The 12,748-nt window shown below is 61.5% G+C and carries 9 protein-coding genes and 1 pseudogene; 5 read left to right on the forward strand and 5 right to left on the reverse strand.

The window, feature by feature from the left end:
* Positions 1-10: 10 nt before the first annotated feature.
* The 5 genes from ACTVZP_RS17585 to ACTVZP_RS17605 all read right to left on the reverse strand — a co-directional run bounded on the left by ACTVZP_RS17585 (position 11) and on the right by ACTVZP_RS17605 (position 7,661).
* Positions 11-481: a hypothetical protein gene (locus ACTVZP_RS17585; RefSeq protein ID WP_443213465.1), complete on the reverse strand. Its 471-nt coding sequence runs from the start codon at positions 479-481 to the stop codon at positions 11-13.
* Positions 478-1,788 carry a restriction endonuclease subunit S gene (locus ACTVZP_RS17590; protein ID WP_443213466.1) on the reverse strand — a complete coding sequence of 437 codons (1,311 nt, stop codon included), beginning with the start codon at positions 1,786-1,788 and terminating at the stop codon, positions 478-480. Before ACTVZP_RS17590 ends, ACTVZP_RS17585 begins: the two co-directional genes overlap by 4 nt.
* A 35-nt stretch (positions 1,789-1,823) precedes the next feature.
* On the reverse strand, positions 1,824-3,890 hold the full coding sequence (locus ACTVZP_RS17595; protein ID WP_443213467.1) for a type I restriction-modification system subunit M: 2,067 nt from the start codon (positions 3,888-3,890) through the stop codon (positions 1,824-1,826).
* A gap of 181 nt (positions 3,891-4,071) precedes the next feature.
* Positions 4,072-5,286 (reverse strand): DUF3644 domain-containing protein, encoded by a 1,215-nt coding sequence (locus tag ACTVZP_RS17600; RefSeq protein WP_443213468.1) that lies wholly within the window; start codon positions 5,284-5,286, stop codon positions 4,072-4,074.
* A 230-nt stretch (positions 5,287-5,516) separates the two neighbouring features.
* Positions 5,517-7,661 (reverse strand): AAA family ATPase, encoded by a 2,145-nt coding sequence (locus ACTVZP_RS17605; RefSeq protein WP_443213469.1) that lies wholly within the window; start codon positions 7,659-7,661, stop codon positions 5,517-5,519.
* Positions 7,662-8,571: 910 nt separating this feature from the next.
* Between ACTVZP_RS17605 and ACTVZP_RS17610 the strand changes: the two genes are divergently transcribed.
* From ACTVZP_RS17610 to ACTVZP_RS17630, 5 genes and pseudogenes are all read left to right on the forward strand, one after another.
* The gene (locus ACTVZP_RS17610) at positions 8,572-9,105 is read left to right on the forward strand and encodes a YfbU family protein (protein ID WP_443213470.1); all 534 of its coding nucleotides are present in this window, start codon (positions 8,572-8,574) and stop codon (positions 9,103-9,105) included.
* Positions 9,106-9,883: 778 nt separating this feature from the next.
* Positions 9,884-10,606 (forward strand): hypothetical protein, encoded by a 723-nt coding sequence (locus ACTVZP_RS17615; protein WP_443213471.1) that lies wholly within the window; start codon positions 9,884-9,886, stop codon positions 10,604-10,606.
* A gap of 23 nt (positions 10,607-10,629) precedes the next feature.
* Positions 10,630-11,241: a hypothetical protein gene (locus tag ACTVZP_RS17620; RefSeq protein ID WP_443213472.1), complete on the forward strand. Its 612-nt coding sequence runs from the start codon at positions 10,630-10,632 to the stop codon at positions 11,239-11,241.
* On the forward strand, positions 11,190-11,864 hold the full coding sequence (locus ACTVZP_RS17625; RefSeq protein WP_443213473.1) for a hypothetical protein: 675 nt from the start codon (positions 11,190-11,192) through the stop codon (positions 11,862-11,864). Before ACTVZP_RS17620 ends, ACTVZP_RS17625 begins: the two co-directional genes overlap by 52 nt.
* Positions 11,861-12,748, forward strand: a pseudogene (locus ACTVZP_RS17630) (hypothetical protein); the annotation flags it as partial. The gene ACTVZP_RS17625 and the pseudogene ACTVZP_RS17630, both read left to right, overlap by 4 nt.

Consider the following 12,748-nt stretch of genomic DNA (forward strand, 5'->3'; position numbering starts at 1 on the left):
CTGGCAACTGTTATGGGTGATTTCCGGCTTCGTCTTCCGCCAGAAAGTGCAAAAGTGCCTCGATGGCTTGTTTTTCTTTCTCGAGCGACGCTTTAATCGATGACACTCCGTCTTCGGATTTCGGTCGGTAAGCGGCGGTCATGGACGTTGAGGTGACGTTTCTTGCTGCGATCGCCGGTTTTAAGAACTTCTCGAACTCGTTTCGCCAGAATGCGCCACCCTTTGCATCGGGGCGCTCGACCAACGATATGGCCTCGCTTGCAACATCAAAAGTGCCACGACTGCTATCATCCCATCGGACTGTGACAGTCCAACCTTTTTGAGCCAGAGCATAGCCACCCGGGGCAGTTCTGTCTTTAACTTGCCCTACACTCACTTTGGGTTCTGAAACAATGGTGCCAAATCCACAAAACTTGTGATCGATCCGGTCGCCCCATACAAACGGGCACTCTTGTTGCCTTTCTTTGTAATGGTCACTCATTCTGCAATTTCCTCTTCCATCCGATCAAGCTCAGACAAAATGGTGCTGGTCTTTCCGTACGTTGTCACGTCAATTTGACCAGTGACAGCGGTGGTAATCAGGGTGGCGCGGAGCTCCTGCAGTTTTTTCACGCTGGCGGTGATGCGGGAATGAACCTGACGGTAGCAACGAATCGAGTCATCCAGTTCGCGGATGATCCGATCCTGCTCTGCCAGCGGGGGCAGTGGCGTCCGGAGTGCTCGGATGTCAGGCATGTAAATCGTCTGATGCGTCGAGCCCATCATGAGGCGACGGAACTCTGGTTTCATTGCGCGAAGGACATAATAGAGGAACTTCGGGCGGATCTTTGGGCCGCAGATCCATCCGGCGAAATCCTGGGTCGTGGCCATTGGCCGGGCCAAGATAGTTACGAAGCCAACGGATGCGGTACGAGACAGCACGACGGTGCCTTGCGGCAGCAACCGGGCAGCCGAGTTGGCCATGCCAATTTCGCTGATCTTCTCGGAGGTGTCCTCTAGGTAGACGGTCTCACCAGTTCGCAGTTGCCAGACGTCCGCAAGAGACAGCCAAGGGATCACGCACTCCTCAGGCACCCAGTACGTCGGTTCCTTTCGGCTTGGCGTGTGACCCGTCTCCTGACGTGCCACCATGGTGAACTTGGGCGTCGACCAACCTGCTGGCAGGCTTCCAATCCATTCCACGCCAGAATCCGCGCGAGGTCCAGCTGTGTTGCGTCCGGTTACAGCCGCAAGAAACGACGCTTCCTCCCTCTCAAGGATAAGGTCGGCGAAAGCGCGCTTCTTCGCGATCAGTTCGTCGATCCGCGTGGTTTCACGGTCGAGGAATGCGGCAATCCGACCTTGGATGCTGATGTCGGGAAGGGCAATTGCCTGCTCCCGCACCATGCGCGAATTCAAACCCGGTTGAGCTGCTCTGGCGGCCAAGAACCGTAGTTCAAGCGCAGTGATATAGTAGGACAAGAAGCGAGTATTAAATGCGGCACGCTTCTTTACGCGAAAGGCGTGCTCAGTCGCCCAGAAATCCGTATCGGGAATGTGGACATTTCCGCAAAGTGCGCCGTAACGGCCGATGATCATCGTATGAGCGGGGGCATTGCAGCCTCTAAAAAAGCCGCGCCGACCATTACCGCCAAAAACTGGGTATCCTTCATCGGTAAATTCATCAGGAGAAAGAAAATCTCCACTTGAAACAGACATGATTCTCTGGAGCGTGGTGACTTCCCAATCAGGTGGTGCATTCTTTGCCCAGATCACGCCAAGGGGACCAAGGTTCAGCCTAGCGTCCAAGGCTTGCCGCCGCGCATCGCGGTTCGGACGCGACCTCACGCCACCACCTCCCTAAGCAACCCGGCAATCTCCGCTTCCAGCGCCGTCAGTTCGGAGTCGATCTCCGCCAGCGGCCGCGGCGGCACATACTGGTAGAAATACCGGTTGAAGTTGATCTCGTAGCCGACCCGTCCGACCTTCCCATCCTTGTCATCGGTGTAGCTGGTGTCCACCCAGGCGTCGGGCACGAAGGGCGTGACCTCGCGGGCGAAGTACGCCTTCCAGTCCTCCTTCAGCGGCACCAACTCGAAATCCCGCAACTCCGGATCCGGCTCGATCTGCCCCTTGGCGTCGCGGCAGATCTCGGCCTCTTCGTCCCGCTCACCGAAATGCTGGACCAGCGCCTTCCGGACAGGTGTCGACAGTTTCACGCCGACGGCCTTGGCCAGCGCCGCGACCGCGCCTTCGAAGGCATCGCGGCTGGTGAAGCTTTGGCCTATCAGGCTGTCGCGCAGGACTGCTTTCAGGCCGGACAAGTCATCGCCAAGCTTGTCGAGGCCCTTCGCGTCATCCATCTCGACGATCATCGCGCCGGTGATGTCGAAGCGCAGCCGCAGCGGGCGTTCCACCCGGATTTCGCGATAGCCGAAGTCGGTGGTGTCGAAGATCTTCGACACGTCGCCATAGCCAGCCCTGCCGTTCAGGAACTCGTGGTAGATGCGGACGATCTCCGCCCGGGCCTCGTCCGGGATCTGCCGGCGCTTCGAGCCGAGCGACGGGCGCATGGCCTTCCAGAATCCTTCGCCTGAGGCGTCGATCAGCTGGACCTTGCCGCGTCGGGCGGCGTCTTTCCGGTTGTCGAGGATCCACACATAGGTCTGGATGCCGGTGTTGTAGAACAGGTCGGTCGGCAGGGCGACGATCGCCTCCACCCAGTCGTTCTCCAGCATCCAGCGCCGGATTTCGCTCTCGCCCGAACCGGCGCCGCCGGTGAAAAGGGGCGACCCGTTCATGACGATGCCGATGCGCGAGCCGTTCTCGTCGTCGCGCATCTTCGAGATCATGTGCTGCAGGAACAGCAGTTGTCCGTCGGAGATCCGCGGCAAGCCTGCCCCGAACCGGCCCTCGTGCCCCTTGCGATCGGCTTCGGCCTTGATCTCGTCTGCGTACTTCTTCCAGTCCACGCCATACGGCGGGTTCGACAGCATGTAGTGGAAGGTCTCGTTTCGGTGCGCGTCCTCGGTCAACGTGTTGCCGAAGGCGATACGCGATGCATCATGGCCCTTCACCAGCATGTCAGATTTGCAGACTGCGAAGGATTCTGCGTTCAGCTCCTGCCCGAAGAGGTCGACCTTCAGCCCGGGATTGAGGGCTGTCATCGCCTCTTCCGCGGTGGAGAGCATGCCGCCGGTGCCGCAGGCGGGGTCATAGATGCGCCGAATGATACCCTTGCCCGACAGCGCAACTTCGTCGTTAGCGATGATCAGGTCGACGATCAGGCGGACCACTTCGCGCGGGGTGAAATGCTCCCCGGCGGTCTCGTTCGAGATTTCCGAGAAACGCCGGATCAGCTCCTCGAACAGGTAACCCATCTCCAGGTTGGAGACCTTGCTCGGATGCAGGTCCGCACGGGCGAAGCTGTCGAAGACCCGCCAGAGGGACTTGGCATCCTCGAGCCCTTTCAGGACTTCGGTGAACTTGAACTTCTCGATGAAGATGTCGCGCACGTTCGGGCTGAAGCCCATCAGGTAGTCGACGAGGTTCTTGCGAAGGTGCTTGGGGTCCTGTTCGCGCAGCGTGGCGAAGGTGAAGGGGCTGATGTTGTAGATCTGGCCGCCAGCGTTCGCGACCGAGGTCAGGATCATGAACCGGGCTTCGTCGTCGATGCCTTCGGGCAGGCTGGCGGCGGCTTCCAGGACCTGGTCCTTGGTGGTCTCCAGAATGCAGTCGAGGCGGCGCAGCACCGTGAAAGGCAGAACGATCCGGCCGTATTCCGATTGTTTGAAGTCGCCGCGGAGCAGTTCCGCGATCGACCAGATGAAGGCCGCATTATTCTGAATGGCTTCCTGCCCCACGTCGTCACTCCAATTGCAGCCCTTCAATTCCGAGAGCTTTCCGGTCAATCCTAAATCGAATTGCGCAGGTGTTCAATGTGTCAATTGACACAGGAATGTGGAAAACCTCAAGTTTTTGCCGTGACCATCATTGGACATTAATGGAGGTCCCGGACTTAGAGGCAATCATTTTCTGATCCAACACCCAATTCGTACGCCACGTTAGTGAGCTGTTCGGCCTGGTCGTGTTTTAACGGTATGTTGCGCCCTTGGCTTCGCAGTGTTTCAGAACCTCTTCGATCCATCGGTCGAACCAAACCCAGTTTCCGTAATCTCCAACGCAGCCAAAGCCCTTGCCCTCCTTTTTCGCGTCAAGTTCCTTCCAAAGATCGGTGTGGTCTTGGATCCTGAAGCGCGGGAAACCAGCAGCGTTCACCTTATTGACGACCTTTCCGGGCGGATATCGCTCCTTGTTTACCTCCTTGAGGATGATCCTCTCGATCTCACCGGCCTCATCACTACCAGCCGATACAATCTGCACCGCAGTGTCCGCAGCACCAGCTTTCTTCGCAACCATCGGCACAAATCCATAGGAGATCCGGTAAGCCGGGTCCTTCATCTGATCTTCAGTCAACCCGTTTTCAAAGGCATTGATCGCGGCCTCGATGTGCTTGGGCAAGTTAGCGGCTTTCTTAAGTGCCGTTCGCTGCTCCGACCCGAATGAAACGAACTGCAACGCGAGAGGCAAACGCCTTTCCAGGCCGTATTGTACTCCAAACTCCTTCTTGAGAAGTTCGTTGAAATTTAACGCGCAGGACTGAAGCTTGGCTCCCAGTGCGTCGTCGATCCTGTTGGTCGATCGATGCTCGATCTCGTGTCTGAGCTCGATCAGGAATTCGAGGTTCTTCGCAACTCCACCTTTCGCCGGGCACTTCGTCTGTTTGAGGCAATGGCCGAGGTCCCAATACTTATCGGCACCTTCCTTCGTCTTTTGGCTCGGGTAGCGATAATCGACCCCTTCGCGCCGGAACCAAGCGTGCAGAAGGTATGTCCAGGCGATGATTGCAGTGACGATGAAGAGTTCGGCCCGGAAGGTCAGGCCCGCGCTGTTGAATGTCTGAACGGCGGCGATCATGGCCTCTCGCGCCTTGATCAGGAGCTCATCACCGCGGACACTTAGGCCCGTCTCATGGTCGACATCCGGCCATGTTGCAAGGAAGACATCAAGATCCTCATCGCTCCCGGCCTTTACGGCTTTATGCTTGGCTTCGTTTCTGATTTCGCCAATGAGCCTATGATTCACCGATCGGGTAGGGCGCGTGAAATAGGCGAGGATATCTTGGTCGTTCGTGAAGAGACCACCACGTCTGATCATGGCTTTCACGATAGCAATTTCCCAATTTTCCAAGGTATTGCCTCGGCGCCGCTTTGTTACCTTGGGCTTCTTGTCCTCTTCATCTGCCATGCTGCACCTCCTGGGAGATGAGTAACAAGCAACGGATCATACACGAAGAGACGCTTCAGCCGGCATCAAGCGACTATGCGCCGCACGGTTGCTTGATGCCGGATTCGCGGCGAATGAGTTCAGGTGGCAATTTCTCGGACATCGCTCACGACAAGCTTCCGCTCGTCCTGCGAGCGACAGTATGGGTACCGCCGGCCCGATCTGGCTACACCGGGTCAGTCAGTCTGATTTTACTCGGGGATCGAGGGCGCGACACCCGACAACGGCGCCAGCCAATCCGTCAGTGTCTTGCCGGCCAGCAGTCGCTCGCGCACAAGAACCCGGGCCATGGCCTCCAGACGGTCCTTATGCCCAGCGAGCAGAACTCCGGCCCGCGCCTCCGCCGCATCGACCCTCGCGCGGACGCGATCGCGAACCTCAGGATCGCGCAGAAGCACATCCGGGCTCGCGTCGATCCAGAGGGAGCCGTAGACCCCGAGGCCGAACCGGGTGTCCAACATGACCGCCAACGCGGTGACCTTGGCCAGATCAGAATGTTCCGGGCCGCCCGCCCCGGCAGAGACCTCGCCGAACACGAGCCTTTCAGCCGCCCGCCCAGCCATCAGATAGGCCATCTCCGCCTCGATTTCGGCAATCAGGCCCTCGTCGGTGACCGGCATCCGGGTCGTGATCCCGCCGTCGGGCGTCAGCGTGAGGCGTTCGATCGAGCCGCGACCGAAGGCGATGGCCGCAAAGGCGTGCCCGCATTCATGCACGGCGGTGCGCCATTCGACCGCCTCTGTAACGGGGCCGGCCGGCGCAAACTCCGCCCGGATGTCGTCGAGGCGAAGCGCCCGCCCTGCGCTGCGGGCAGCACTTCGGGCCTTCCGGACCGCCGCATCGACGTCCGCTGCACTCCGGCCGATGGCCGCCCGGGCCAAGGCGCGCATGTCCGCTTCTGGAAAATCGTTCACCAGACTGCGCCTCAGCATGCCGAAAATGGCTTCGCCATCGGGCAGGGGCACCTCGATCTTCAAATCGAACCGCCCGGCCCGCAGCACCGCCGGATCGATCCGCTCGGGAAAGTTGCAGGCCCCGATGACGATCACGCCTTCCTCCCTCGAGATGCTGTCCATCTGTTCGAGGAATGCGTTGATGACCTGGTGGGAATAATGCGCGCCGTGCCGGTCGCCGCTGAGCCGGGATCCGACGGAGTCGATCTCGTCGATGAACAGGATGGAGGGCGATTTCCGGCGCGCTTCGGTGAAGCTCCTTTGCATGGCGGCCAGCATGTTGCCAAGGTGACCGGCGGCCTGCCACTCGGCGAAGCTGGTGGCGATGAAGTCGACGCCGGCGCTGGCACCCATGGCCCGCGCAAGCCAGGTTTTGCCCGTTCCCGGCGGACCGAACATCAGCATGGATCGGCAAAGCTCATTCCATTTGATCCGGCGCTCTTTCCAGAGCCCGAGATCCTCCACCAGCCGCCGGGCTGCGGCCAGGGCCTCTCCATCTCCCGTGAGATCGTCAAGGCTCGGCCCGAGCTTGGTGGCGGGTCGCTGAAAATCTGCCAGATGACGCGCCACCTCCAACGCGAAGGGCGCCCGCAGAGCCGCCTTGAGAGCGAGAGGCGACAGATCAGCCAAGGCGCGATCGTCCGGCAGGGCGGCAAGGATTGCGCCCGCATCAAGGGTGCCGGACTCACCATGGGTCAGGCGCAGAAGCTCCAGCAGAATCATGCGGTCGGTCGGCACGAGCCTGAGCGGTGCCGGGAGAAATCGGGCGATATCGACCGGGAGTTCTTCCTCATCCGGCCAGAGGATCAGGACGGGGACGCGGGAATCGAAGGCATTCACAAGATCTTCGTGAAAAGTGCGAAGGTTGAACCGGCTGATTTCATGGCCGTCTGTCTCCGGGGCGCACAGGACCAGATCAGGCGTGATGCTTGGTGACCGCCGCGACATGGTCAGCGTCCGGGTTCCAGGAGGGAGAAGGCCGTAGTCCAGCACTTCCAACACCGGCTTGACCTCCGCCAGCCGCAGTCCGGACAACACTGTGAGAGCCTGGGGCGCGAGGCAGGAGTCGACGGCCCGGCGGCTGCCAAAGGTTTCAGCAAGGCGCAGGGCGAGCAGAAGTTGCGTGACGGTCGGGTAACATTTGTTGTCCTTGCCGTCGCCGGACGAAAAAACGACGGCATTGGCCTGCTCGACAGAGCGCAGACGCTCGACGACTTCGGCCGCAAAGGAGAGCCAGACGGGATCCGCCAGGCCGGCTGCGGAAATCTCCGGTGAAAAGGGAAGGGCCTGGCGCTCATCATTGGCGGCACCATGGGACCGATTGCTGGTCGTCACGGCATCGTCCGGACCGAAATTCCTGGTGCCGAAAAACTCCTGGCTCATCAGCTCTCTCCTGAACTCATCCCGATGAAGCCGGGGCATTGACTCCATTGCGGTGCTCACCGATCAGAAGATCTGGTTGGAGTCAACACACTGTTTTTGCTATGAAATTTGAAAAACGTGGGGATCGTCGGGGAAAAATCCCGCGCCTGTCCCGATTTGGAATCGGGAAAAAATGACAATGTGCCGAAGCCCTACGCAGTGGCGGCGCCAGCTCATGACCAGCGCCGCGGTCTCGAGCTGTGTTCGAAAATGCGGATGGCGTCCGGAAGCGCCCATCCGGTGCTTTCGAAGATCGGCAAGCCAGATCGGCAAAATCCATGAGAAACGTGCTGTAAGGCGCGGACAGGCCGCAGATTTCCGGGCTAAAAGATCGGCAAAATAACCCCGCAGCCGTTTGCATGCATCGCGCCTGTGAATTGCCACAGAACTTTTCCTCAAGGGGCAACTATCCTTCTTTTGAGGCAGGTTTCTGACCTTCACGATCGGTGCTGGAAGGCCTCGCATCGAACACACCGCACCCGGAAGTTGCTGATCTTTCGCTCGCGGTCGCAGCGACATCCAAGCACCGAACCCTCCGGGAGACAGGCGTAACCGTACGGGCTGTCAACGTGTGTTTCAGTAGGTCATGCCGCACTGCCGTCAGGCCACTCTCCACCCTCTGCGATACCACGTCGGAGCAGGGAGGCTCGACCCTTCCGGCGCCGACCTCCGAAACCGCTAGTCCAGCGCGCTGCAGCGAGGGGGCCGAGCAGCCCTTCTCAGAACTTCGAGCTCACCGAATGCCGCATGAATGGCTTCTTCAGTCTCATGCAGGTCCGCTTGGCAAGGGGTATTTCTTTTGTTCCCAAGGTCTTGAAAAGTTGACAATGCGTTACCTTATCGGTGCGGCAGAGAACTACGAGGTGACAACTTGAAGCTGACGGACGGTGAGAAGATCATCATTGCGATGCTGGCGGATATCCACAAGGCAATGGGGATCAAAGGTGAGACGAATTTGAACCTTTTGATGGAAGCCATTCACGGCGGACATCTTTGGTCCCTGGAATGGGACATGCCAGGCCTCCTCCACAATCATGTAGACGACGAGCGGGAAGTTTCAGAAACCTGCAACATTCTCGATATGTGGGGCTTTATAGAGCGGTCTTTCGACCAACTGAATACGCCTGAAAAGGATCGGGTCCGGGCCGCCAACCATAATCATGACCCGAAGTTCAGCGGCTTTGACGGCAACAACGAAGACCACTTCGGAATCGCAAAGCATCTAATCGATGTAATGGGCCGCTTCACAGAGTTTGCGGGCCGCGACTTGAACTCTCATTCCCGCGTGGTGCCGCATTACCTGCGAATGTATAATGTCTTTGAGCCCATGCGCGCCATGCTGGGGACACGGCGCGACGCGGTGCTTACTGCCGATGAGATCATTGAGATCTTACAGGCAAGTTGATCTGAACTCCCTTCGCTGCCCGGCGCTTTTGTTAGGGGAAGGACTGGTCTCACCTCATGGCCGGAACATGACGCTTGCGGCGAGGGCGACGGCGGAGAGAAAGCCCTTCGGGAACCTGTCTTAGCGAGTGGCGACCCGTCGTCAGCATACGTCTGGGGACGACAGGCTGAAACTCGCTCTCGGGCGGCAGTTCCGAAACATCGCAACGGCCGGATGCGCTGGGAGGCGCATCGATCCTGGTCGTGCCGTCAGTTGCAATGGCCGGTTTCGCAGGATGCCGCTGATGCCATGCCTCGTGTACGTCAGGCGGCTCCACCGCCCTTGGCCCCGATGGCGTCCTGTTCCCCGCATAGGGGCCCGGCCAATGGCTGCGCACAAGCTTGTACCAGCACTTGCGCATGGCTGATCATGCTCCTTCACCAACCTCGAGATCCCGTCTTGCGTTTGGAAATCGCGAGAGCTATGACCGCGAACGGCGAAGCGCCATGTGTCGCGCCGCCAGCCTCTTTCTTGATCCGAGCCCAGCCCCAACGGCTGGTGTCTCTGGCGTTATGATGAGGCAAACATGATCTCCTGTCTGACCGATTGCGCCCCCGGCAAGCCGCCCTTCATTGCTAAGGCTGCGCCTGTTCCTGCGGGCCCCTGACCGCATTCCCATCCCTCCGTTCCTGTGGCTCGACCGCTCCATCCTGAGGGCTGTGGTCGGCTGAACCGCATCTTGGCGCCCGGTCCCGGCAGATGGTCTGCCGGGGACGAACCGTCGCCATGCGAGGTTCATATGCAGATCCTGCCCAACGGAGAGATCCAACTTCCCGCCCCCAGCATCGCTTATCGCGACGTCCCGCTCGCGTCGAAGGGCCATTTCTCTGGCCATGTCGTCATCGGCGGCGGCGCCGGCCGTATTACCCAGACCGAAAGCCACCTCGAGATGAACGGCATTCTGTGCCTGCACTATCGCCCGGATGTTCGCGAGGTCCGCGAACAGGTGCGGTTCGACTGGTTCGACGAGAACGGCGAGGTCTTCTCCCATTACTTCGACTGCGTCGCTGTTCACCAGGACGGGACGAAGACCGCCTTTGCCTTCAAGGCCGCGCGCTTCGCCACCCCGAAATTCCTCCGGAAACTCGGCATCATTCGGGCGCAGGCGGTGGCCCTGAAGGTCATCGACGACGTCCGCGTGGTCACCGAAAAGGACCTCGATCCGACGGAGGTCCACAATGCCTGGCTCCTGCACGGCATGCGCCATCCGGATCCCGAAGCGGATGCCCGGGCCGCCGAAGTTGTCGGGGATGCCCGCGGCATCACTAGGGTGGACGAACTCAGCCGGGAAATCGGCCTCGGTGCGCGGGGAACGCGGGCCCTGTTCCGGTTGATCGCCGCTGGCCGGCTGCAACAGGCCGAGCTCGGCCGGCTGTCGCCGGAGATCCGGGTCACCTGCAGCGCCGCGCCCGCGAATGATCCGGTCCCGCTGAAAGATCCCGCGATCGACGTTGCCGCCTGATCCGAACAACCCAAGGACAAGACATGACCCTTCAGTTCAACTCCGAAGGACGGCGCCTTGCGCTGTCCACCCACGACCGCGTGACGATCAACGGCGTGGAATGGCGGCCGGCTTACGGCAACGACACCGGCTATGCCCTGGCGCGCGCCGACGGGACCGGCGTCACGGAAACCTTCAGTCACCGGCAGCTCAGCCGCCTCGCCAGCGAAGGCAAGCTTCGGCACGAACCCGACTGGTTCCTGCCCGAAACGGCCGTCAAGCGTCTGGAAGTGCCTGCTGTCATGACGTCGGCCCTTGCCGCGCCGGTGCGGCAGCGGATGACCGATAGGGAGGCCTTCGTCCTCGCCTTCATCGACATGTGGAACGCGAAGGCGATCGTGAAGACCGACGCCTCGATCGAAGCCAACATGCCGACCCTGCGCCGGAAAGCGATGGAATACCTGCAGGGTCCGGACGATGCCGGGCCGGGCAGGTTCGGGACCATCGAGCGGAGCATCAACCCGCCGTCCGCCCGCCGTCCTGGGCGCCCGATCTGGGTCCGGCCGAGGCGGACGGCAAGAAGCGCAACGAGGCCCCCCTCGAGGTGGCGCCGATCCATGGCGTCCTGCCCTTCACCGGCGCGCGCAACCCGCTGACCCGCAGCAACACCGCGCGAAGGGTGTCCTTCGCCGCCGCCACCCCGGCGACGGGGGGCGTGCCGCAGGTCTATCACTTCGAGAGCGAGGCGGAATCCGCCGTCGCGATCGAGGCGCTGCTTCATCCGGACCTCCACGGCCTCGAGGTCCAGCTGCCGCCGATCCCCTTCCGCTGCCGGCGCAGCGGCAGGATCCGTGAGCACCATTTCGACCGGCGCCTGACCTACCGCGACGGGCACCGCCGCGCCGTCTTCGTGCGCAACGGCTGGAGCCTCGGCAAGCGCGCGACGCAGGACGAGATCGACGACATCTTCACGGCGATCCCGGAGGGCTTCGCCGACGACGCCGTGGTGGTGAACGCCGACGATTATTCGCGGGCGTATCGCGACAACCTGCGCCGGATCTGGCATCTCAGCCGGAACCCGGATCCCGCGGCCGACGCCCATGTCGAGGCGGTGGCGCGGGCGGCCAATTACTGGCTGATGAAGGACCTCGTCGCGCAGTGCGACCTGCCCCCGGCCACGGCCTGGCAGTCGGCGATGCGGCTGATCGGCCGCCGCATCCTCCGGGCCGACTGGCACGCGGCGATCACCCTCCACTCCCGCATCGGGCTCGCCGCATGACAACCGGCCCCCTCTTCAAGGTCCCTGCGGGGTCGCACCTTGTTCTGGACGGTCGCCCCTGGCGGGTGACCGGCAAGGACCGGGACGGCTACGCCGTGGAGGGCCTCGAGGACGGGGAATGCCTCACGCTGGCCTTCGCCCGCGTCGACCAGGCGATCCGGGAGGGGACCTGCGAGATCACGACGCCCGCCGAAGAGGAAAAGCGCCGGGCGCTTCTCGAGTTCACCGGCGGCTATGAGCTGGTCCACCAGCTGCCCGAAGAGCAGCAGGACATCGTACGCGCCCGCCTGCCGGTGGTGCTGGCGATCCTCGAAATGGAGGCCGAAGGCTGGAAGCTCACCCAGCGGGCCATGAGCCGGAACCCCGTCACCGGCACCAATGGCCCGGTCCGCAAGGAGCTGATGCGCCGCGCCCGGGCCATCGCCCAGGACGACCGGATCCACGGCACCGCGCGCGGTGGCCGCGTGACCGCGAGTTTCGACTGGCCTCAGGGCCGCACCCTCCGGAAATACGCCGATCTTTACGTCCAGTACGGCCAGAACCCGGTCGTGCTGCTCGACCGCGATCACCAGAAGGGGCCACAGGGAGAGGACCGCCAGCGGCTGAGCACGTGCCAGGAGCAGTTCATCGCCTATGTCCTGAACCTCTGGCAGAGCACCCGGAAGCCGAAACTGGCACCGCTGGCGGCGGACGCGCAGGGGACGTTCCATGTGCCTCCGGCCGAGCTCGCGCGCGGCTTCACCTTCCCCTCGATCACCACCATCCGGACGAGGGCAAAGGCGATCTCGACGGTCGTCTCGACGCTCGGCCGCCGCGGGCTTCGCCAGGGCGCGAACCTGATGGGTGCGGGTTCGACCGACGCCCGGGCCCTGATGTACGGCGAG

Origin of the sequence: Rhodobacter sp. NSM (assembly GCF_052244495.1) — a bacterium.
In the GTDB taxonomy this organism is placed as follows: domain Bacteria; phylum Pseudomonadota; class Alphaproteobacteria; order Rhodobacterales; family Rhodobacteraceae; genus Cereibacter_A.